This is a genomic window from Burkholderia sp. IDO3 (genome assembly GCF_003366075.1).
Taxonomy (GTDB): Bacteria; Pseudomonadota; Gammaproteobacteria; order Burkholderiales; family Burkholderiaceae; genus Burkholderia; species Burkholderia anthina.
In genome coordinates this window covers 269,794-293,422 of sequence record NZ_CP028963.1, presented here as the reverse complement: position 1 = coordinate 293,422, position 23,629 = coordinate 269,794, and the positions used below count along the sequence as shown (strand labels likewise).

Here is a 23,629-nt window from a genome sequence, read left to right as displayed (position 1 = left end):
ATAGCAAGGCGGCTCGCGCCGCCCGTGCTTACTCGGCTGCCGGGTGTTGCGGCTCTTCTGCCGGCGCGCTCGGCGTACCGAAGTCGAATGCTTCTTCCGCTGCGATCTGGTCGAAACGCTCGCGGTCGGACATTTCCTTCGCCTTGCGTGCCTTGTGGAACGCGAGACCCGTACCGGCCGGAATCAGACGGCCGACGATCACGTTTTCCTTCAGGCCACGCAGATCGTCGCGCTTGCCCATGATCGCCGCTTCGGTCAGCACGCGGGTCGTTTCCTGGAACGATGCCGCGGAGATGAACGAGTCGGTCGACAGCGACGCCTTCGTGATACCGAGCAGCACGTTGTCGTACGAAGCCGGGCGCTTGCCGTCGGCGATCATGCGATCGTTCTCGTCCAGCATGTCGGAACGCTCGACCTGTTCGCCCGGGATGAAGCGCGTATCACCGTTGTCGGTGATCTGCACACGACGCAGCATCTGGCGAACGATCACCTCGATGTGCTTGTCGTTGATCTTCACGCCCTGCAGACGGTACACGTCCTGCACTTCGTCGACGATGTAGCGCGACAGCGCCTCGATACCCTGCAGACGCAGGATGTCGTGCGGATCGGCCGGACCGTCCACGATCATTTCGCCCTTGTTGACGACCTGGGCATCGTGGACCAGAACCTGCTTTTCCTTCGCGATCAGGAACTCGTGCTGATTGCCTTCGAGGTCCGTGATGACGAGACGCTGCTTGCCCTTCGTGTCCTTGCCGAACGACGTCGTACCGGTGACTTCCGCGAGAATGCCGGCATCCTTCGGCGAACGCGCTTCGAACAGCTCCGCCACCCGCGGCAGACCGCCGGTAATGTCACGCGTCTTCTGCGCTTCGGTCGGGATACGTGCAAGCACTTCACCCACCTGCACCTGCTGGCCGTCCTTCACGGTGATCAGTGCGCCGACCTGGAAGCCGATCTGCACTGCGTGCTCGGTGCCCGGGATCTTCACTTCGTCGCCATTCGCGTCGAGCAGTTTCACCTGCGGACGCACGCTCTTCGAAGCTTGCGAACCACGACGCTTCACGTCGATCACGACCAGCGTCGACAGGCCGGTCACGTCGTCGATCTGCTTCGCGACGGTCACGCCTTCCTCGACGTTCTCGAACTTCACCGTACCACCGTACTCGGTGATGATCGGACGCGTCATCGGATCCCACGTCGCCAGCTGCGTACCGGCCTTGATCGTTGCGCCGTCAAGCTGCAGCAGCGTCGCGCCGTACGGGATTTTGTGACGTTCGCGCTCGCGGCCGATATCGTCGGTGATCAGCGCCTCGCCCGAACGCGAAATGACGATCTGCTCGCCCTTCGCGTTGGTGACGTAACGCATCGTCGCCGTGAAACGCACGATACCGTTGCTCTTCGCTTCGACCGACGACGCCACTGCCGCACGCGATGCCGCACCACCGATGTGGAACGTACGCATCGTCAGCTGCGTGCCCGGTTCACCGATCGACTGTGCCGCGATCACGCCGACTGCTTCGCCGACGTTCACGAGCGAGCCGCGGCCGAGGTCACGGCCGTAGCAGGCCGCGCACAGACCGTAACGCGTTTCGCAGGTCAGCGGCGTGCGCACGCGCACTTCGTCGATGCCGAGGCGTTCGATTTCCTCGACCGCCGTTTCGTCGAGCAGCGTGCCCGATTCGTACAGCGTTTCCTGCGTTTCCGGGTTCACGACGTCCGCGACCGCAACGCGGCCGAGGATACGGTCGCGCAGCGCTTCGACGACTTCACCGCCTTCGACCAGCGCCTTCATCGCGACGCCGTTCGACGTGCCGCAATCGTCCTCGACCACCACCAGATCTTGCGTGACGTCGACGAGACGACGCGTCAGGTAACCCGAGTTCGCGGTCTTCAGTGCCGTATCAGCCAGACCCTTACGTGCACCGTGGGTCGAGATGAAGTACTGCAACACGTTCAGGCCTTCGCGGAAGTTCGCGGTAATCGGCGTCTCGATAATCGAGCCGTCCGGCTTCGCCATCAGACCTCGCATACCGGCCAGCTGACGAATCTGCACCGCCGAACCCCGGGCGCCCGAGTCGGCCATCATGTAGATCGAGTTGAACGACTCCTGGCGCGTCTCGTTGCCGTCGCGGTCCGTTACCGGCTCCGTCGACAGCTGCTCCATCATCGCCTTGCCGACCGCTTCCGACGTTGCCGACCAGATGTCGACCACGTTGTTGTAGCGTTCCTGCGCGGTGACGAGACCCGACATGTACTGGCGGTCGTACTCCTTCACCTTCTTCGCGGCGTCGCCGACGATCGTTTCCTTCTGCGGCGGCACGAGCATGTCGTCCACGCAGATCGAAATACCGGCACGCGTCGCGAGACGGAAACCCGACTGCATCAGCTGGTCGGCGAACACGACCGTCGCACGCAGACCGCACTTGCGGAATGCGGTGTTGATCAGGCGCGAGATTTCCTTCTTCTTCAGCGGCTTGTTCAGCACCGAGAACGGCAAGCCGTGCGGCAGGATCTCCGACAGGATCGCGCGACCGACGGTCGTCGCGTACAGCGAGATCTTCGGCACGAATTCCGGCGCGCCTTCCGACGTGTCTTCGTTGCGGACCATTTCGGTGATCCGCACGTTGACGCGCGATGCCAGCTCGACTTCCTTGTTCTCGTACGCGCGGATCGCTTCCGACACGCCGGTGAACGACAGGCCTTCGCCCTTGCCGTTGATCGCTTCGCGGGTCGCGTAGTACAGACCCAGCACGATATCCTGCGACGGCACGATCGACGGATCGCCGTTGGCCGGGAACAGCACGTTGTTCGACGCGAGCATCAGCGTGCGCGCTTCCATCTGCGCTTCGAGCGACAGCGGCACGTGAACGGCCATCTGGTCACCGTCGAAGTCGGCGTTGAACGCCGCGCAGACGAGCGGGTGCAGCTGAATCGCCTTGCCTTCGATCAGCACCGGCTCGAACGCCTGGATACCGAGACGGTGCAGCGTCGGCGCACGGTTCAGCATCACCGGGTGCTCGCGGATCACCTCTTCGAGGATGTCCCACACCACCGGCGTCTGGTTCTCGACTTCCTTCTTCGCAGCCTTGATGGTCGTCGCGACGCCCATCACTTCCAGCTTGTTGAAGATGAACGGCTTGAACAGTTCGAGTGCCATCAGCTTCGGCAGACCGCACTGGTGCAGCTTCAGCGTCGGGCCGACCACGATGACCGAACGGCCCGAGTAGTCGACGCGCTTGCCCAGCAGGTTCTGACGGAAACGACCGCCCTTGCCCTTGATCATGTCGGCGAGCGACTTCAGCGGACGCTTGTTCGCGCCCGTCATCGCCTTGCCACGACGACCGTTGTCGAGCAGCGAGTCGACGGCTTCCTGCAGCATCCGCTTTTCGTTGCGGACGATGATTTCAGGCGCCTTCAGCTCGAGCAGACGCTTCAACCGGTTGTTACGGTTGATCACGCGGCGATACAGGTCGTTCAGGTCCGACGTCGCGAAACGGCCGCCGTCCAGCGGCACGAGCGGACGCAGTTCCGGCGGCAGCACCGGCAGCACTTCGAGGATCATCCACTCGGGCTTGATGCCCGAGCGCTGGAATGCCTCGAGGACCTTCAGGCGCTTCGCGTACTTCTTGATCTTCGCTTCCGAGCCGGTGTTCTTCAGCTCGGTGCGCAGCGTCTCGACCTGCTCGTCGATGTTGATCGCGCGCAGCAGTTCACGCACGCCTTCCGCGCCCATCTCGGCACGGAATTCGTCGCCGTATTCCTCGACCTTGTTGTAGTAATCCTCTTCGGTCATGATCTGCCGCGCCTTCAGCGGCGTCATGCCCGGTTCGATCACCACGTATGCTTCGAAGTACAGCACGCGTTCGATGTCACGCAGCGTCATGTCGAGCACCATGCCCAGACGCGACGGCAGCGACTTCAGGAACCAGATGTGCGCGACCGGCGAGGCCAGTTCGATGTGGCCCATGCGTTCGCGACGCACCTTCGCCAGCGTCACTTCGACGCCGCACTTCTCGCAGATCACGCCGCGGTGCTTCAGGCGCTTGTACTTGCCGCACAGGCACTCGTAGTCCTTGATCGGCCCGAAGATCTTCGCGCAGAACAGACCATCGCGTTCCGGTTTGAACGTACGGTAGTTGATGGTCTCCGGCTTCTTCACTTCACCGAACGACCACGAACGGATCTTGTCCGGCGAGGCCAGACCGATCTTGATCGCGTCGAAAACTTCTTCCTGTTGGACTTGCTTGAATAGATCGAGCAGAGCTTTCATTGCCTTCTCTCCGTAGTCCGATTAATTGCGGTCGAGATCGATGTCGATACCGAGCGAGCGGATTTCCTTCACGAGCACGTTGAAGGATTCCGGCATGCCTGCATCGATCACGTGATCGCCCTTGACGAGGTTTTCATAAACCTTGGTCCGGCCATTCACGTCGTCCGACTTCACCGTCAGCATTTCCTGCAGCACGTAGGACGCGCCATACGCTTCGAGTGCCCACACTTCCATTTCACCGAAACGCTGGCCACCGAACTGCGCCTTACCACCCAGCGGCTGCTGCGTGACGAGCGAGTACGGGCCGGTCGAACGCGCGTGCATCTTGTCGTCGACCAAGTGGTGCAGCTTCAGGTAGTGCATGTAGCCAAGCGTCACGCGACGTTCGAACATTTCACCCGTGCGGCCGTCGTACAGGCGGACCTGGTTCTTCGACGGGTTCATGCCGAGCTGTTCGGCGATCTCGTCCGGGAACGCGAGGTCGAGCATCTTGCCCATTTCTTCCTCGGTCGCACCGTCGAACACCGGCGTCGCGAACGGCACGCCTTCGCGCAGGTTCTTCGCGAGTTCGAGGATCTCGTCGTCGGTGAAGCTTTCCAGATCTTCCTGGCGGCCCGAATCGTTGTAGATCTTCGTCAGGAACACGCGCAGTTCCTCGATCTTCGCCTGACGCTGCAGCATTTCGCCGATACGCCAGCCGAGGCCCTTCGCGGCCCAGCCGAGGTGCACTTCCAGAACCTGACCCACGTTCATCCGCGACGGAACGCCGAGCGGGTTCAGCACGACGTCTGCCGGACGGCCATCGGCCATGTACGGCATGTCTTCGATCGGAACGATCTTCGACACGACGCCCTTGTTACCGTGACGGCCTGCCATCTTGTCGCCAGGCTGCAGACGACGCTTCACCGCGAGGTACACCTTGACCATCTTCAGCACGCCCGGCGGCAGTTCGTCGCCTTGCGTGAGCTTCTTGCGCTTCTCTTCGAACGCGAGGTCGAACTGGTGACGCTTCTCTTCGATCGAGTTCTTGATCGCTTCGAGCTGTGCCGCTGCTTCGTCTTCCGCCAGGCGGATGTCGAACCAGTGGTAGTGGTCGAGGTCTTCCAGGTAAGCCTGGTCGATCTTCGTGCCCTTCGCGAGCTTCTTCGGACCGCCGTTCGCGACCTTGCCCACCAGCATGCGTGCGAGACGCTGGAACGCGTCGCCTTCCACGATGCGCAACTGGTCGTTCAGGTCGAGACGGTAGCGCTTCAGTTCGTCGTCGATGATCTGTTGCGCACGCTTGTCGCGCTGGATGCCTTCACGCGTGAACACCTGGACGTCGATCACGGTGCCGTTCATGCCCGACGGCACGCGCAGCGACGTGTCCTTCACGTCCGAAGCCTTCTCGCCGAAGATCGCGCGCAGCAGCTTCTCTTCCGGCGTCAGCTGGGTTTCGCCCTTCGGCGTGACCTTGCCGACCAGCACATCGCCCGCTTCGACTTCAGCACCGATGTACACGATGCCCGATTCGTCGAGACGGCCGAGCTGGACTTCCGCCAGGTTCGAGATGTCGCGCGTGATTTCTTCCGGCCCGAGCTTCGTGTCGCGTGCAACGACGTTCAGCTCTTCGATGTGGATCGACGTGTAACGATCGTCGGCCACGACCTTCTCCGAGATCAGGATCGAATCCTCGAAGTTGTAGCCGTTCCACGGCATGAACGCGATCAGCATGTTCTGGCCGAGCGCGAGCTCGCCCAGGTCCGTCGAGGCGCCGTCGGCCAGCACGTCGCCGCGCGAGACCTTGTCGCCCATCTTCACGATCGGACGCTGGTTGATGTTCGTGTTCTGGTTCGAACGCGTGTACTTGATCAGGTTGTAGATGTCGACACCGACTTCACCTGCGACTGCTTCGTCGTCGTTCACGCGAATCACGATACGGCCTGCATCGACGTAGTCGACGACACCGCCGCGGAACGCCTGAACCGTCGTGCCCGAGTCGACCGCGCAGGTACGCTCGATGCCCGTACCGACGACCGGCTTTTCCGGACGCAGACACGGCACGGCCTGACGCTGCATGTTCGAACCCATCAGTGCACGGTTCGCGTCGTCGTGCTCGAGGAACGGAATCAGCGAAGCTGCAACCGACACGATCTGCGACGGCGCGACGTCCATGTACTGGATACGGTCCGGCGTGACCATCATCGTTTCGCCGGCTTCACGCGACGACACGAGTTCGTCGATCAGCTGGCCGTTCTCGTCGATCGCGGCGTTCGCCTGCGCGATCATGTAGCGGCCTTCTTCGATCGCCGACAGGTAGTCGATCTGGTCGGTCACCTTGCTGTCCACGACCTTGCGGTACGGCGTCTCGAGGAAGCCGTACTCGTTCAGGTGCGCGTACAGTGCGAGCGAGTTGATCAGGCCGATGTTCGGACCTTCCGGCGTTTCGATCGGGCACACGCGGCCGTAGTGGGTCGGGTGCACGTCACGAACTTCGAAGCCTGCGCGTTCGCGCGTCAGACCGCCCGGGCCCAGTGCGGAAACGCGACGCTTGTGCGTGATTTCCGACAGCGGGTTGGTCTGGTCCATGAACTGCGACAGCTGCGACGAACCGAAGAACTCGCGGATGGCCGACGAAATCGGCTTCGAGTTGATCAGGTCGTGCGGCATCAGGTTTTCGCTTTCGGCCTGGCCGAGGCGTTCCTTGACCGCGCGCTCGACACGCACGAGACCCGCGCGGAACTGGTTTTCCGCCAGTTCGCCGACGCAACGCACACGACGGTTGCCGAGGTGGTCGATATCGTCCACTTCGCCCTTGCCGTTGCGCAGCTCGACCAGGATCTTGATCGTCGCGAGGATGTCGTCGTCCTGCAGCGTCATCGGGCCGATGATCTCGTCACGGCTGACGCGACGGTTGAACTTCATACGGCCGACCTTCGACAGGTCGTACGCTTCTTCGCTGTAGAACAGACGGTTGAACAGCGCCTCGACCGCTTCTTCGGTCGGCGGCTCGCCCGGGCGCATCATGCGGTAGATCGCGATGCGCGCGGCCGTCTTGTCGGTCGTTTCGTCGACACGCAGCGTCGACGAGATGTACGGACCCTGGTCCAGATCGTTCGTGTAGAGCGTCTGGATATCCTTGATGCCCGCTTCGCGCAGCTTCTCGAGCACGCTTTCCGTGACTTCGTCGTTCGCGCTCGCGATCACTTCGCCGGTATCGCCGTCGACGACGTTCTTCGCCAGCACGCGGCCGAGCAGATAGTCTTCCGGCACCGAGATGAACTTGGTCTTCGCGGCTTCGAGGTCGCGAATGTGCTTCGCGTTGATCCGCTTGTCCTTCTGGACAATGACCTTGCCATCACGATCCGTGATGTCGAAACGCGCGACTTCACCACGCAGGCGCTCGGGCACGAACTCGAGTTGCGCGCCTTCGTCCATCAGCGTGAAGTTGTCGAACACGAAGAAGTTCGCGAGGATCTGTTCCGGCGTGAGGCCGATGGCCTTCAGCAGGATCGTGACCGGCATCTTGCGGCGGCGGTCGACGCGGAAGTACAGGATGTCCTTCGGATCGAATTCGAAGTCGAGCCACGAGCCGCGGTACGGAATGATCCGTGCCGAGAACAGCAGCTTGCCCGAGCTGTGCGTCTTGCCCTTGTCGTGTTCGAAGAACACGCCCGGCGAACGGTGCAGCTGCGAGACGATGACACGCTCGGTGCCGTTGATGACGAACGAGCCCGTCGGCGTCATGAGCGGCATTTCGCCCATGTACACTTCCTGCTCTTTCACTTCCTTGACGACCGGCTTGTTCGGCGATTCCTTGTCGAGAATGACGAGGCGGACCTTCGCGCGCAGTGCGGAGCAGTACGTCAGGCCGCGCTGCTGGCATTCCTTGATGTTGAATGCCGGCGCGGACAACGCATAGCTCACGAACTCGAGGCGCGCGAAACCGTTGTGCGAAACAATGGGAAATACCGATGTGAATGCGGCCTGCAAACCTTCAGGCTTGCGTTGCGTGGCCGGCACATCAGCTTGCAGAAACGTGCTGAATGATTCAAGCTGGGTAGCCAGCAAGAACGGAACTTGGTGAACGATGGGGCGCTTCGCGAAACTCTTGCGAATGCGCTTCTTCTCGGTGAAGGAATATTGCATACGATCTCCGAATCACGGCGGGTGCTGTCGAGGCGGGATACCTGGACGTTTCAAACCCGAGTGTTCACCGACTGAGACCCGATGGCCGCCCGATGGCTTGAACGAGCCGAGAAGCTTGGTGGTTGGCCGCTACCAACCGCTGGCTGACGGCAGCGGATGCCTGTGTTGCCCGCTACCCGACCAAACTTGCCTTCTGCAGTCGCTTCAGAAGACAAAGAGAAACGCCAATCGAGATCATTGACAACGATTTGGCGGTTTTCTTTGGCCTCTGGGGCCAATTATTCGGGCTCCCAAAAGAGTGCCAGAATAACGTCCCCACAAAGCACAAAAAGGCTGGCGGTGAAAATACCGCCAGCCTTCGCACAGCGCGTCGAAACTTACTTGACTTCGACCTTCGCGCCTGCTTCTTCCAGCTTCTTCTTGGCTTCTTCAGCAGCAGCCTTGTCGACGCCTTCCTTGACAGCCTTCGGTGCGCCGTCAACGACGTCCTTCGCTTCCTTCAGGCCCAGGCCCGTCAGTTCGCGAACTGCCTTGATGACTGCAACCTTGTTGCTGCCTGCTTCAGCCAGGACGACCGTGAATTCGGTCTTCTCTTCTGCTGCTGCAGCTGCGCCGCCGCCTGCCGGGCCAGCGACTGCAACTGCAGCTGCCGACACGCCAAACTTCTCTTCGAACGCCTTGACCAGTTCGTTCAGTTCCAGAACGGTCATCCCTTCGACTGCTGCCAGGATGTCTTCTTTTGCGATTGCCATTTGAAATACTCCTAAATTGAATTCGGATACAGCCAGCGATCAGTAACGCTGATGCACGTTCGCTTACGCAGCTTCCGCTTGCTTCTTCTCGGCGAGCGCGGCCAGAGCACGCGCGAAGCCCGAAACAGGCGATTGCATAACGAACAGCAGCTTCGAGAGCAGTTCTTCGCGGCTCGGGATGCTTGCCAGCGCTTGCACGCCAGCCTTGTCCATCACCTTGCCATCGAACGAACCAGCCTTGATGACCAACTTGTCATTGCTCTTGCTGAAGTCGTTGACGACCTTAGCAGCAGCAATTGCATCTTCCGAGATGCCGTAGATCAGCGGACCAGTCATCTGCTCTGCCAGCGGAGCAAACGGCGTACCTTCAACGGCGCGACGCGCCAGCGTGTTCTTCAACACGCGCAGGTAAACCTGTTGCTCACGCGCTTTCGCGCGCAGCTTGGTCAGATCGCCAACCGCAATTCCACGATACTCAGCCAGCACAACGGTCTGAGCCTTCGCGACTTGCGCGGAAACCTCAGCGACGACGGCTTGCTTGTCTTCTCTATTAAGCGGCACGGTTAGCCTCCAGAAACGATACGTTCGGCTTGCCGGTATGGCACAACCTTACGTACCTCGTTCAACAACGGCGTCCGACCTCGTTAGGAGTATTTCCACCTCACGCCGTGAATCGCTTCACGACCTGCGGCTTCACCACTGCAAAACTTTTTCGGGTTCGCCATCTGCGTTGGCTTGAATTAAGGGATCGCCTGCCTGCTGCGTCCCACCAACGGTCTTTGATAACCGGTTGCCCGCCCTACTGCACGAACAACCGCCCAAAGCCCATGTAGGCCGCTTCGCGAACGAAGCGGCCCGAATACTTGCTTACTGTGCTGCCAGCGTAGCGTGGTCGACACGCACGCCGACGCCCATCGTGCTCGACAGTGCGATCTTGCGCAGGTAGACGCCCTTGCTCGTTGCCGGCTTCGCCTTCTGCAGCGCTTCGATCAGCGCCGACAGGTTCGAACGCAGTGCGGTCGATTCGAACGATGCACGGCCGATGGTCGCATGGATGATACCGGCCTTGTCGACACGGAATTGCACCTGACCAGCCTTCGCGTTCTTGACTGCAGTCGCGACGTCCGGCGTGACCGTACCGACCTTCGGGTTCGGCATCAGGCCGCGCGGGCCGAGGATCTGACCGAGCGTACCGACGATACGCATCGTGTCCGGCGAAGCGATCACGATGTCGAAGTCCATCTGGCCAGCCTTGATCTGCTCAGCCAGGTCTTCCATACCGACGATTTCCGCGCCTGCTGCACGAGCCTGCTCGGCCTTCTCGCCTTGCGCGAACACAGCAACGCGAACCGACTTGCCCGTACCTGCCGGCAGAACGACCGAACCGCGAACGACCTGGTCCGACTTCTTTGCATCGATGCCGAGCTGAACTGCGACGTCGATCGATTCGTTGAACTTCGCGCTCGCGCATTCCTTCACGAGTGCCAGTGCGTCTTCGATCGCGTACAGCTTCTGACGGTCGACCTTGGCGGCAAATGCCTGACGGCGCTTGGAGATCTTAGCCATTTACACGCCCTCCACAGTGATGCCCATCGAGCGTGCGCTACCAGCGATGGTGCGAACGGCTGCGTCCAGATCAGCTGCCGTAAGGTCCGGCATCTTGGTCTTCGCGATTTCTTCGGCTTGAGCGCGCGTGATCGAACCGACCTTGTCGGTGTGCGGCTTGCTCGAGCCCTTGTCCACCTTCGCCGCCTTCTTGATCAGGACGGTTGCCGGCGGCGTCTTCATCACGAACGTGAAGCTCTTGTCAGCGTATGCCGTAATGACCACCGGCACCGGCAGACCCGGCTCCATGCCTTGAGTCTGCGCGTTGAACGCCTTGCAGAACTCCATGATGTTCAGGCCGCGCTGGCCCAGTGCCGGACCGACCGGCGGCGACGGGTTGGCTTTACCTGCAGGGATCTGCAGCTTAACAAAGCCGACAATCTTCTTTGCCATTTGAAAACCTCGTTGGAACGCCAGACGGCGTTCTGGTGAGTGATAACGCGCTTTCGCCGCTGGCTACTGACGCTCCTCAACGGCCATAACGCGGACCGTAAGCGCGAAGGTGGGCAGCCGAGGCTGCCCACCGAATCGGGATCAAACTTTTTCGACCTGGCCGAACTCGAGTTCGACCGGGGTGGAGCGGCCAAAGATGGTGACCGACACACGCACGCGCGATTTTTCGTAGTTGACTTCTTCGACCGTGCCATTGAAGTCCGTGAAAGGACCTTCCTTGACACGCACCATCTCGCCAACTTCGAACAGGGTCTTCGGGCGCGGCTTCTCAACGCCTTCCTGCATCTGCGACATGATCTTTTCGACTTCCTTCGGGGAAATCGGGGTCGGGCGGTTACGCGCACCGCCGACGAAACCGGTGACCTTTGCCGTGTTCTTCACGAGGTGCCACGTTTCGTCCGTCATTTCCATTTCCACCAGCACGTAGCCGGGGAAGAAACGACGCTCGGTCACAGCCTTGTGACCGCCCTTTACTTCGACCACTTCTTCGGTCGGAACCAGGATCTGGCCGAATTTGTCCTGCATGCCAGCACGTTCGATGCGCTCCTGAAGCGCACGTTGCACGCTCTTCTCCATACCGGAGTAGGCGTGCACGACGTACCAACGCTTTCCGCTCGGGGATGCCGGAGTATCGCTCATATCATTTCCAACCCAGAATCGCCGAGAAAATCACCCATTCGATCGATTTGTCACTCAACCAGAGGAAAATCGCCATCACGAGCACGAAACCGAACACGACGAGTGTGGTTTGCGTTGCTTCCTTGCGGGTGGGCCAAACGACCTTGCGGACTTCCTTGTACGAATCCTTGGCAAACGCGATGAGGCTCTTGCCAGGTGCGGACATCAGTCCGACGGCCACGCCAGCGATGATACCTACCGCCAACGCGGCACCGCGGACATACCACTGCTGGTTGGCCAGCCAGAAGAAGCCCACGAATCCGGCCAAGACCAGCAATACGCCCAGGGCCAGCATCAGCTTATCGCCGGAGGTATTTACAGTTTCGACGGATGGATTCGCCATAACACCTTAAAACAAATGCCACGTGTAGCACGTGGCGATTTTTGGCAGGGGCAGAGGGAATCGAACCCCCAACCTTCGGTTTTGGAGACCGACGCTCTGCCAGTTGAGCTATACCCCTAAACCATGTTGGGACTGGCTGTTGCCAGCCCCAAAACTGTCGATCAACGAATAACTGGCTTACTCGATGATCTTGGCGACGACGCCGGCGCCGACGGTACGGCCACCTTCGCGGATTGCGAAGCGCAGACCTTCTTCCATCGCGATCGGAGCGATCAGCTTCACCGTGATCGACACGTTGTCGCCCGGCATCACCATTTCCTTGTCCTTCGGCAGCTCGATCGAGCCCGTCACGTCCGTCGTACGGAAGTAGAACTGCGGACGGTAGTTGTTGAAGAACGGCGTGTGGCGGCCGCCTTCGTCCTTGCTCAGCACGTACACTTCAGCCGTGAAGTGCGTGTGCGGCGTGATCGAACCCGGCTTCGCCAGAACCTGGCCACGCTCCACGTCTTCACGCTTCGTGCCGCGCAGCAGGATACCAACGTTGTCGCCCGCTTGACCTTGGTCCAGCAGCTTGCGGAACATTTCAACGCCCGTGCAGGTCGTCTTCACCGTCGGCTTGATACCGACGATTTCGATTTCTTCGCCGACCTTCACGATACCGCGCTCGACACGACCCGTCACAACCGTACCACGGCCCGAGATCGAGAACACGTCTTCCACCGGCATCAGGAACGCGCCGTCAACCGCACGCTCCGGCGTCGGGATGTACGTGTCCAGTGCGTCTGCCAGGCTCATGATCGCCACTTCGCCCAGCTCGCCCGTGTCGCCTTCCAGCGCCAGCTTGGCCGAACCCTTCACGATCGGCGTGTCGTCGCCCGGGAAGTCGTACTTCGACAGGAGTTCGCGAACTTCCATCTCGACCAGCTCGAGCAGTTCAGCGTCGTCCACCATGTCGCACTTGTTCAGGAACACGATGATGTACGGAACGCCAACCTGACGCGCCAGCAGGATGTGCTCACGCGTTTGCGGCATCGGGCCGTCTGCTGCCGAGCAAACCAGGATCGCGCCGTCCATCTGCGCTGCGCCCGTGATCATGTTCTTCACATAGTCAGCGTGGCCCGGGCAGTCGACGTGTGCGTAGTGGCGGTTAGCCGTTTCGTACTCGACGTGTGCCGTGTTGATCGTGATACCGCGCGCCTTTTCTTCCGGTGCCGCGTCGATCTGGTCGTAAGCCTTCGCTTCGCCGCCGAACTTCTTCGTCAGAACCGTCGTGATCGCTGCCGTCAGCGTCGTCTTGCCGTGGTCAACGTGACCAATCGTACCAACGTTGACGTGCGGCTTGGTCCGCTCAAATTTACCCTTGGCCATTTTCGACTCCCAAAAGGAATTCACAGGTTGCGCCGCGCGCAAACAGACACTGACTTTGTACTGCTGGTGCCCATGGGCAGGATCGAACTGCCGACCTCTCCCTTACCAAGGGAGTGCTCTACCACTGAGCCACATGGGCGGTATTACGCTTCAACTACACGGACTGGAGCGGGTGAAGGGAATCGAACCCTCGTCGTAAGCTTGGAAGGCTTCTGCTCTACCATTGAGCTACACCCGCACGGGCCACTAACGATTCCCTACTGCTCTCTGCGCTGATGTTCTTGGTGGAGGAGGTTGGATTCGAACCAACGTAGGCGTAAGCCAACAGATTTACAGTCTGCCCCCTTTAGCCACTCGGGCACCCCTCCGTAGAGAACTGACGATTATGGGGGTGCATCGAACTTCTGTCAAGCACATCCGGAAGATTATTTTCATTCTCTTCCACCGCACCGACTCGACTCACCCGACACCCGCACTCGCCCGGCTAAGGCAAGCACGAGAGGATCGCCGACTGGCGTCCACATCCTCGTCAGATCCCGTTTTCAGCACTGACGTTTTCAGCACTGATTTTCATCTTTGCTGAAAACGAAAGACCGCCATCATACGGCCTCCAGAGCAGAATGCCAAGCGGGTAGAAGCAAAAAAATTGCAATTTCCATGCCGGAAGCGTTTGTAGCGCCTGGATCCGGTATGCACTCGGCCGAAGTCGGGGGTGGTGTCGCATCGAAGCGGCGCCCGGCAGGGGACATCGTTCCGCCGACTTCGCCAGCACACCCGATACCGAAGCCGGATCCGACGGGAGCGCAGCCCTCGGTCCGTTTCGCCGCCCCACCCATCGTCGAACGCCCCGGAGTGACTCTAAAGCCAGTCGAGTGCCCCGCCATTGCCCACGAACCCAAAGACGGCGCGATACCATCTCGATTCGCTCGCTCGAGTGGCCTCCTCCAATGCTTCGCTATCAATCCATGCAGAATCTCTTCCGCCTGTCGGCCTTTGCATTGACCTTCGTCGCTGCCGGGGCGCAAGCACACGACGCCACAAATACCTGGTGTCGTACGGAGAGGATCTCGATGGTTCGACAGCAGGCTCTTTCCGAGAGTCGCACGGCAGATCGCACGAAAAGCGCGGCGGCGCGCGCAGCATACGACACGCTGAAACCGGCCATCGATGCCAACTGCCTCCCTTCTTCAGCCAGCAGCGGGGCGTCGACGCACGCGATGACCTCGGATGCGATTGCATACGCATGGCTGCTCAACGATGCATCCGTTTACCTGACAGCCGCAGGCAGCAGCGATAGCGACCTCCTGAGCGATACAGGCAGCGAGACCTGTCTCGATATCCTGCACCCGCTGATCGGCGACGATATGCGCCCGCATGCGTGGCTGCCGAGCCGCCTGGGCGCCGCGGTCGCCGCCAACGTTCAGCAGTGCAGCTCACATTGCGTCGAGCCGTCGTGCAGGCCCACGAACATGAATGTCTGGTCTGCCTATCGCAGCGAGGCCGAGCGGTACGCACGACACCCGGCATGTGCGTACGATGCACACCTCGTTCAACTGAACGCGGATACCTGCGTCGGCTTCGATGGAGGCGCATATGGCACGGCCCATACGGACGAGGATGCTGGCAAGCTGACATGCGACGCCCGCTCGTCGACATCCGCAACCCGCTGCCCGGCGATTCTCGTGCTGACCCGGGATCAGGGCAAAAGTACGATTCGCCGATTCCCGCCAGCTGAACACTCTGCGCTGAGCGATCCGAGTACCGCATGCGCGATTCGGTCAACCGGCGTCGACACGGACGGCACGCGCTTCGCGTTGCTGGGCGAAGGGCGAGACTGTTTCGGCGGCACCGCCTATTCGTTCATCGAAGAAATCTACCTTCTCCGACGGGGCCAACCCGTGCTGGTCAAAAGCAACAGCGAGGACTTCTAACGGAATCTGGCGCAAGCGTGTTCTGCGACTTGCCGCCACAACGCCGGCAGCACGCCTCACATGCCCCAAGCACCGTTCGAGCAGCCGCCCCATGGACTTGCAAGTCCGCTCTGCCGCTGCGGGAGTTCGCAGGCCATCTCGACATGGGCCATTCTCAGTCGCGACGCACTAAGCAAAATTGGCGGCGTTAGGCGAAGATGATAAAAATACTCACGTAAATAGGAAAAGATCGCGAATCGGCGATGTAGCGACTTCCTTGCTCCAACTTGCAACGCACGCGAAGGGATAAGCGTGAGGGACGAGCTCATCCAGGGGGCGCGCATCGGCTACGGAGAGACGTGAGGCGAACGGCGAAACGCTTCGCGGTCTGTCGACCGTGCAAATCCGCAGGGCGACTCGTCCGAGAGGACGGAAATTGCATGGCGCTAATGGTAGCCGCGGAGTCTGCCGCGCAGGGTTGGAGCTATCGCCGATGAGGCGGATCGAGATCCATTGGCAGTTGCAAACAGCGGCTCGGGCAGCGCCGAGCGGGATGCACCCAGGACGACATGGCTGGCCTCAGCTATGAGCAGGGAGATGTAGCGGCATGCACTGGCGAGGACCAGCATTCGACCTCAACGTTTGACAGGGGATTAAGTCGATATGGGCACGAATACCCAAAGATAACCGATGAACTGTTGATTCGGGTGCTCGCCTTGATGGCTTGAGCAGCGCGAAGCGCATCGTCATGGCCGTGCCATGGCTCATCAGTTCCAGTGGAGTCGGGGTTGTTGCTTGCCCCGCGCGATCGTGATGCTGGAGATCGATGTGTCGCCAGGGAGCGTCTGTCGCGTCTGGCCAATTCACGCGCTTGGGCGGCATTTGAAGGCCGAATCGCCTCCGCACCGTCGGCATGCATTTCCGGTCGCACCAATGCAAAAACCCCCGCCTTTCGGGCGGGGGTTCTCGGCTTAGGGAGCCTGACGATTACCTACTTTCACACGGGTATCCGCACTATCATCGGCGTAGAGTCGTTTCACGGTCCTGTTCGGGATGGGAAGGGGTGGGACCGACTCGCTATGGTCATCAGGCAAAGAGGGTTGTCACGCTGCTTCGCAACGCGACCAATCCGGGAAGAAGCAGTAATCTTGGTTGTGTGTATCACACACGAGAATCCAACCTGTCGCCTGGATCCTGCTCAGTGCCTTCGCACCGCGCCGATCTACAAGGCAGACTTGTTATAGGATCAAGCCTTACGGGCAATTAGTATCAGTTAGCTGAACGCATTACTGCGCTTACACACCTGACCTATCAACGTCCTGGTCTCGAACGACCCTTCAAGGGGATCTAGTCCCCAGGGATATCTCATCTTAAGGCGAGTTTCCCGCTTAGATGCTTTCAGCGGTTATCTCTTCCGAACATAGCTACCCGGCGATGCCACTGGCGTGACAACCGGTACACCAGAGGTTCGTCCACTCCGGTCCTCTCGTACTAGGAGCAGCCCCCTTCAAATATCCAACGCCCACGGCAGATAGGGACCAAACTGTCTCACGACGTTTTAAACCCAGCTCACGTACCTCTTTAAATGGCGAACAGCCATACCCTTGGGACCGGCTACAGCCCCAGGATGAGATGAGCCGACATCGAGGTGCCAAACACCGCCGTCGATATGAACTCTTGGGCGGTATCAGCCTGTTATCCCCAGAGTACCTTTTATCCGTTGAGCGATGGCCCTTCCATACAGAACCACCGGATCACTATGACCTGCTTTCGCACCTGCTCGACTTGTCGGTCTCGCAGTTAAGCACGCTTATGCCATTGCACTATCAGCACGATTTCCGACCGTACCTAGCGTACCTTCGTACTCCTCCGTTACGCTTTGGGAGGAGACCGCCCCAGTCAAACTGCCTACCATGCACTGTCCCCGACCCGGATCACGGGCCAAGGTTAGAACCTCAAACAAACCAGGGTGGTATTTCAAGGACGGCTCCACCGAAACTAGCGTTCCGGTTTCATAGCCTCCCACCTATCCTACACAGATCGGTTCAAAGTCCAATGCAAAGCTACAGTAAAGGTTCATGGGGTCTTTCCGTCTAGCCGCGGGTAGATTGCATCATCACAAACACTTCAACTTCGCTGAGTCTCGGGAGGAGACAGTGTGGCCATCGTTACGCCATTCGTGCAGGTCGGAACTTACCCGACAAGGAATTTCGCTACCTTAGGACCGTTATAGTTACGGCCGCCGTTTACCGGGACTTCAATCAAGAGCTTGCACCCCATCATTTAATCTTCCGGCACCGGGCAGGCGTCACACCCTATACGTCCACTTTCGTGTTTGCAGAGTGCTGTGTTTTTATTAAACAGTCGCAGCCACCAGTTTATTGCAACCCCTTCACCCTCTGCGCGCAGGCGCATCAAGCTACAAGGGCGTACCTTATCCCGAAGTTACGGTACCAATTTGCCGAGTTCCTTCTCCCGAGTTCTCTCAAGCGCCTTAGAATACTCATCTCGCCCACCTGTGTCGGTTTGCGGTACGGTCATCGTTAGACTGAAGCTTAGAGGCTTTTCTTGGAACCACTTCCAATTGCTTCGCTCCCTAAGGAGCTCGCGCCACACCCTTGAATCCTGCGCCCGGATTTGCCTAAGCGCCTTCTCCAATGCAGCGACCGGGACTTCCAACACCCGGACAACCTTCCGCGATCCGTCCCCCCATCGCATCTAACAATGGTGCAGGAATATTGACCTGCTTCCCATCAGCTACGCATTTCTGCCTCGCCTTAGGGGCCGACTCACCCTACGCCGATGAACGTTGCGTAGGAAACCTTGGGCTTACGGCGAGGGGGCCTTTCACCCCCTTTATCGCTACTCATGTCAGCATTCGCACTTCTGATACCTCCAGCATCCCTTCCGAGACACCTTCGCAGGCTTACAGAACGCTCTCCTACCATGCGAGACTAGCTCGCATCCGCAGCTTCGGTATATAGCTTAGCCCCGTTACATCTTCCGCGCAGGACGACTCGATCAGTGAGCTATTACGCTTTCTTTAAAGGGTGGCTGCTTCTAAGCCAACCTCCTGACTGTTTTAGCCTTCCCACTTCGTTTCCCACTTAGCTATATTTGGGGACCTTAGCTGGCGGTCTGGGTTGTTTCCCTCTTGACACCGGACGTTAGCACCCGATGTCTGTCTCCCGTGATTGCACTCTTCGGTATTCGGAGTTTGCTATGGCGGGGTAATCTGCAATAGACCCCCCAACCATGACAGTGCTCTACCCCCGAAGGTGAGACACGAGGCACTACCTAAATAGTTTTCGGAGAGAACCAGCTATTTCCAAGTTTGTTTAGCCTTTCACCCCTATCCACAGCTCATCCCCTAACTTTTCAACGTTAGTGGGTTCGGACCTCCAGTACGTGTTACCGCACCTTCATCCTGGCCATGGATAGATCACTTGGTTTCGGGTCTACGCCCAGCAACTGAACGCCCTATTCGGACTCGCTTTCGCTACGCCTGCCCTATACGGTTAAGCTTGCTACTGAACGTAAGTCGCTGACCCATTATACAAAAGGTACGCCGTCACCCCTTGCGAGGCTCCGACTGTTTGTATGCATGCGGTTTCAGGATCTATTTCACTCCCCTCCCGGGGTTCTTTTCGCCTTTCCCTCACGGTACTGGTTCACTATCGGTCGATCACGAGTATTTAGCCTTGGAGGATGGTCCCCCCATCTTCAGACAGGATTTCACGTGTCCCGCCCTACTTGTCGCACACCTAGTTCTTTCGTACTGTTTTCGCCTACAGGGCTATCACCTGCTATGGCCGCACTTTCCAGAGCGTTCGGCTAACAATACAAATAAAGAGTGCAAGGCTCATCCCATTTCGCTCGCCACTACTTTGGGAATCTCGGTTGATTTCTTTTCCTGCGGTTACTTAGATGTTTCAGTTCACCGCGTTCGCTTCACATGGCCTATGTATTCAGCCATGGATACTCCAAAAGGAGTGGGTTTCCCCATTCGGACATCTACGGATCAAAGCTCGTTTGCCAGCTCCCCGTAGCTTTTCGCAGGCTACCGCGTCCTTCATCGCCTGTGATCGCCAAGGCATCCACCACATGCACTTGTTCGCTTGACCCTATAACGAGTCTGTCTCGTTACAGGTTGAGTTCTCGCGTTGTGCCGTATTCCAAATTGAGTCAAACATAGAGTTCGAATCATCTTGAGATACATCGATACAATCACAACCCGGATAACTTCCACGTCCATCTCGAGACGCTTCCGCTATCCAAATTACTTGCTTCTTCCAGATTGTTAAAGAACGACAGCCGATACTTTCGTACCGCTCTGACTGGCTCAATCGCCAATGACAAAGACTCGAACAACGCTTCGTTCGAACGCTTGTCATTGAAGATTGGTGGAGGCAGACGGGATCGAACCGACGACCCCCTGCTTGCAAAGCAGGTGCTCTCCCAGCTGAGCTATGCCCCCATGTACAGATTGCCTCAGGGTGTACCGTCGGCTAAGACGGTGGTGGGTCTGGTTGGATTCGAACCAACGACCCCCGCCTTATCAAGACGGTGCTCTAACCGACTGAGCTACAGACCCCTGAGTCTGTCTTTAATTTACAGCCGATAAGCGTGAGCGCTCAACTTGGCGAGAAGCTCTGGAAAGGAGGTGATCCAGCCGCACCTTCCGATACGGCTACCTTGTTACGACTTCACCCCAGTCATGAATCCTACCGTGGTGACCGTCCTCCTTGCGGTTAGACTAGCCACTTCTGGTAAAACCCACTCCCATGGTGTGACGGGCGGTGTGTACAAGACCCGGGAACGTATTCACCGCGGCATGCTGATCCGCGATTACTAGCGATTCCAGCTTCATGCACTCGAGTTGCAGAGTGCAATCCGGACTACGATCGGTTTTCTGGGATTAGCTCCCCCTCGCGGGTTGGCAACCCTCTGTTCCGACCATTGTATGACGTGTGAAGCCCTACCCATAAGGGCCATGAGGACTTGACGTCATCCCCACCTTCCTCCGGTTTGTCACCGGCAGTCTCCTTAGAGTGCTCTTGCGTAGCAACTAAGGACAAGGGTTGCGCTCGTTGCGGGACTTAACCCAACATCTCACGACACGAGCTGACGACAGCCATGCAGCACCTGTGCGCCGGTTCTCTTTCGAGCACTCCCACCTCTCAGCAGGATTCCGACCATGTCAAGGGTAGGTAAGGTTTTTCGCGTTGCATCGAATTAATCCACATCATCCACCGCTTGTGCGGGTCCCCGTCAATTCCTTTGAGTTTTAATCTTGCGACCGTACTCCCCAGGCGGTCAACTTCACGCGTTAGCTACGTTACTAAGGAAATGAATCCCCAACAACTAGTTGACATCGTTTAGGGCGTGGACTACCAGGGTATCTAATCCTGTTTGCTCCCCACGCTTTCGTGCATGAGCGTCAGTATTGGCCCAGGGGGCTGCCTTCGCCATCGGTATTCCTCCACATCTCTACGCATTTCACTGCTACACGTGGAATTCTACCCCCCTCTGCCATACTCTAGCCTGCCAGTCACCAATGCAGTTCCCAGGTTGAGCCCGGGGATTTCACATCGGTCTTAGCAAACCGCCTGCGCACGCTTTACGCCCAGTAATTCCGATTAACGCTTGCACCCTACGTATTACCGCGGCTGCTGGCACGTAGTTAGCCGGTGCTTATTCTTCCGGTACCGTCATCCCCCGACCATATTAGGGTCAAGGATTTCTTTCCGGACAAAAGTGCTTTACAACCCGAAGGCCTTCTTCACACACGCGGCATTGCTGGATCAGGCTTTCGCCCATTGTCCAAAATTCCCCACTGCTGCCTCCCGTAGGAGTCTGGGCCGTGTCTCAGTCCCAGTGTGGCTGGTCGTCCTCTCAGACCAGCTACTGATCGTCGCCTTGGTAGGCCTTTACCCCACCAACTAGCTAATCAGCCATCGGCCAACCCTATAGCGCGAGGCCCGAAGGTCCCCCGCTTTCATCCAGAGATCGTATGCGGTATTAATCCGGCTTTCGCCGGGCTATCCCCCACTACAGGACATGTTCCGATGTATTACTCACCCGTTCGCCACTCGCCACCAGGTGCAAGCACCCGTGCTGCCGTTCGACTTGCATGTGTAAGGCATGCCGCCAGCGTTCAATCTGAGCCAGGATCAAACTCTTCAGTTCAAACCTGTTACTGTTTTCGGTTCTTTCGAACCGGTCGCTCACTCAAAGCTGACAGGAATATGAATTGCTTCATAAACCTGACTTACTTTAGTGTGAGACTCTTGATACTTTCGCTATCTGATCCGAGGATCAGTTCGCGTCCATCAAGCGCCCACACTTATCGGCTGTTAATTTTTAAAGAGCATTTCTGCGAGGAACTTCGTGTTTCTCAGCAGCGCTGCGTTTTCAGCAGCAGAGAAGCGAGATTATGAACCGCTTTTTCCAGATCGTCAACAACATTTTTAACTGCTTCGTCGCGACGGCTGGGGTTCCACTCCGTGTGCGCCAAGGCTCGACAGCAACCTCGACCGCACCGCTTCCCTTCCTTCCTCTCCCGCGCTGCGTTTCCGTTAGCGCGAAAGAGGCGTGATTCTAAGCACCCGCCCCCATCTCCGCAAGCCCCTTTGTGAAAATATTTTGAAAAAGCCTCCGTGCGCTGCCGCGCACGGAGGCTTTGGGAGCAACGAGCAACGTGCGGGCTGCGAATCCGACCTTACCCACCGCTCATCACTCTATATATAAGACGCCGTCACTTGCCGCCGGCCGCGGCCTGCAGTTGCTCCACCGGCACCGCTTCGGCCATCGCCGCGTAGCCGGCATCGCTCGGGTGAATGCCATCGCCGCTGTCATACCGGCGCTGCAGCACACTCGGGCGAGCCGGATCACGCAATATCGCGTCGAAGTCGACCACGCCGTCGAACCCGCCGCCATTCCGAATCCACCGGTTCACCTCGAGCCGGATCGCTTCGCGTCCGGCCGGCAACGCCGCCGGCGTGAGCGTCGCACCGAACGCCTTCACGCCCTGGCGGTGCGCGGCCTCGATCAATCGGCGATAGCCATCGATCAACGACGCAGCCGTGACCTGCGTATGCGGGCTGTCGCAATCGAGCCCCGCGCGCGGCGGCATCGCCGCGAAGTTGATGTCGTTGATACCGATCAGCACGATCACGGCCTTCACACCCGAGCGCGACAGCGCATCGCGCCCGAACCGCGACGCCAGCGACGTGCCGTAGCACGCCGAGTCGCTCAGCAGCCGGTTCCCGCTGATGCCGAGGTTCACCACGCCAAGCGAATCCTCACCCGACGCAGTCAGCCGACGCGTCAGCGCGTCCGGCCAGCGCTGGTTCCGGTTCAAGCTCGAACGCAGTCCATCGGTGATCGAGTCGCCGATCGCCGCGACACTCGCCCGCGCGGAACCTGCCTCGACCGCCAGCTCCGTCACCCATGCATATTGAGTAAAGCGGGTACGGAAGGCGCCGGCGCCCGGATCATCCGCATGATCGCCCGGCGCCGACACGTAATTGAACTGGTTCGACACACGGTGCCAGACGGTCATCCGCTGGTTCGCCCCCATCCGGAGACTGATCGCATACGGTCGCCCGGCAGTCACGTCGATCGCCACCGGATCGCTTTCGAGTTCCTGGCCCGGTGCGAGCGTCACCGACGCTTTGCCGCCGAAGCGCACCGGCGCAACCGAGCGTTCCGCCAGTGCGGCGCCGTCGCCCGCACGCGCAAGGCCGGCATCCTCGATCACCAGCGGCGCGCGGCCGTATGCATTGCTGACGCGAATCCGCGCGGCACGCCCCGATACCGTCGGGTAGACGATCTGCCGGACGGTCCGCCCGGCCACATCGGGCGCGCGATAGAGCGGCGGCGGCGCAGCCAGGTCGGGAATCGGTTGCAACGCAGTCGCCCACGCAGCGACCCACCCGGCGGGCGCGGCCGAGGCCGCGAGCGGCGACAGGAAAACGGACGCGCCCAGTACGGTCGCGACGAAACTGCTTCGAAATGACATCGGCGAAATCCTCATCGGAAAGCGGGCATTGTGCCGCAGAAGCCGCCCGCCTCACGCGACGGATTGCCTTCTCACACGACGATCGCGCCCCGACGCCCC

11 protein-coding genes, 6 tRNA genes and 3 rRNA genes are annotated in these 23,629 nt (G+C 59.3%); 1 reads left to right on the top strand and 19 read right to left on the bottom strand.

Annotation, left to right across the window (positions count from 1 at the left end; all coding sequences use genetic code 11):
- Positions 1-28 precede the first annotated feature (28 nt).
- From rpoC to DCN14_RS15705, 13 genes are all read right to left on the bottom strand, one after another.
- Positions 29-4,270 (bottom strand): DNA-directed RNA polymerase subunit beta', encoded by a 4,242-nt coding sequence (rpoC, locus tag DCN14_RS15765; RefSeq protein WP_096508988.1) that lies wholly within the window; start codon positions 4,268-4,270, stop codon positions 29-31.
- A 21-nt stretch (positions 4,271-4,291) separates the two neighbouring features.
- A complete protein-coding gene (gene rpoB / locus DCN14_RS15760; RefSeq protein WP_096508989.1) occupies positions 4,292-8,398 on the bottom strand; it encodes a DNA-directed RNA polymerase subunit beta in 4,107 nt (1,368 codons plus the stop codon).
- A gap of 377 nt (positions 8,399-8,775) precedes the next feature.
- Positions 8,776-9,150: a 50S ribosomal protein L7/L12 gene (gene rplL / locus DCN14_RS15755; protein WP_021161757.1), complete on the bottom strand. Its 375-nt coding sequence runs from the start codon at positions 9,148-9,150 to the stop codon at positions 8,776-8,778.
- A 63-nt stretch (positions 9,151-9,213) separates the two neighbouring features.
- Positions 9,214-9,711, bottom strand: a complete 498-nt coding sequence (rplJ, locus tag DCN14_RS15750) for a 50S ribosomal protein L10 (protein WP_021161756.1) — start codon at positions 9,709-9,711, stop codon at positions 9,214-9,216.
- A gap of 306 nt (positions 9,712-10,017) precedes the next feature.
- Positions 10,018-10,716, bottom strand: coding sequence for a 50S ribosomal protein L1 (gene rplA / locus DCN14_RS15745; RefSeq protein WP_096508990.1), 699 nt, complete (start codon positions 10,714-10,716; stop codon positions 10,018-10,020).
- A complete protein-coding gene (gene rplK / locus DCN14_RS15740; protein ID WP_096508991.1) occupies positions 10,717-11,148 on the bottom strand; it encodes a 50S ribosomal protein L11 in 432 nt (143 codons plus the stop codon).
- Positions 11,149-11,289: 141 nt separating this feature from the next.
- Positions 11,290-11,847, bottom strand: coding sequence for a transcription termination/antitermination protein NusG (gene nusG, locus DCN14_RS15735; RefSeq protein ID WP_006400672.1), 558 nt, complete (start codon positions 11,845-11,847; stop codon positions 11,290-11,292).
- A gap of 1 nt (position 11,848) precedes the next feature.
- On the bottom strand, positions 11,849-12,229 hold the full coding sequence (gene secE / locus DCN14_RS15730) for a preprotein translocase subunit SecE (RefSeq protein WP_006482892.1): 381 nt from the start codon (positions 12,227-12,229) through the stop codon (positions 11,849-11,851).
- A 42-nt stretch (positions 12,230-12,271) separates the two neighbouring features.
- A tRNA-Trp gene (locus tag DCN14_RS15725) sits at positions 12,272-12,347 on the bottom strand.
- A 59-nt stretch (positions 12,348-12,406) separates the two neighbouring features.
- Positions 12,407-13,597 (bottom strand): elongation factor Tu, encoded by a 1,191-nt coding sequence (gene tuf, locus DCN14_RS15720; protein WP_011350666.1) that lies wholly within the window; start codon positions 13,595-13,597, stop codon positions 12,407-12,409.
- A gap of 64 nt (positions 13,598-13,661) precedes the next feature.
- Positions 13,662-13,736 (bottom strand) — tRNA-Thr (locus DCN14_RS15715).
- A 25-nt stretch (positions 13,737-13,761) separates the two neighbouring features.
- Positions 13,762-13,835: transfer RNA gene (locus tag DCN14_RS15710), tRNA-Gly, on the bottom strand.
- Between the two features lie 44 nt (positions 13,836-13,879).
- Positions 13,880-13,965 (bottom strand) — tRNA-Tyr (locus DCN14_RS15705).
- 579 nt (positions 13,966-14,544) lie between these two features.
- On the opposite strand from DCN14_RS15705, the gene DCN14_RS15700 reads away from it, so the two are divergent.
- Positions 14,545-15,528 (top strand): hypothetical protein, encoded by a 984-nt coding sequence (locus tag DCN14_RS15700; protein ID WP_143331757.1) that lies wholly within the window; start codon positions 14,545-14,547, stop codon positions 15,526-15,528.
- Between the two features lie 957 nt (positions 15,529-16,485).
- On the opposite strand, the gene rrf is transcribed toward DCN14_RS15700, so the two are convergent.
- The 6 genes from rrf to DCN14_RS15665 form a co-directional block, all read right to left on the bottom strand.
- A 5S ribosomal RNA gene (rrf, locus tag DCN14_RS15695) occupies positions 16,486-16,598 on the bottom strand.
- A gap of 151 nt (positions 16,599-16,749) precedes the next feature.
- Positions 16,750-19,631: ribosomal RNA gene (locus tag DCN14_RS15690) — 23S ribosomal RNA — on the bottom strand.
- A gap of 277 nt (positions 19,632-19,908) precedes the next feature.
- Positions 19,909-19,984 (bottom strand) — tRNA-Ala (locus DCN14_RS15680).
- Between the two features lie 40 nt (positions 19,985-20,024).
- Positions 20,025-20,101: transfer RNA gene (locus tag DCN14_RS15675), tRNA-Ile, on the bottom strand.
- A gap of 62 nt (positions 20,102-20,163) precedes the next feature.
- Positions 20,164-21,696, bottom strand: a 16S ribosomal RNA gene (locus DCN14_RS15670).
- The 16S, 23S and 5S rRNA genes sit together here with 2 tRNA genes alongside, the layout of an rRNA operon.
- 568 nt (positions 21,697-22,264) lie before the next feature.
- Positions 22,265-23,530: an SGNH/GDSL hydrolase family protein gene (locus DCN14_RS15665; RefSeq protein ID WP_096508226.1), complete on the bottom strand. Its 1,266-nt coding sequence runs from the start codon at positions 23,528-23,530 to the stop codon at positions 22,265-22,267.
- Positions 23,531-23,629: the final 99 nt, after the last annotated feature.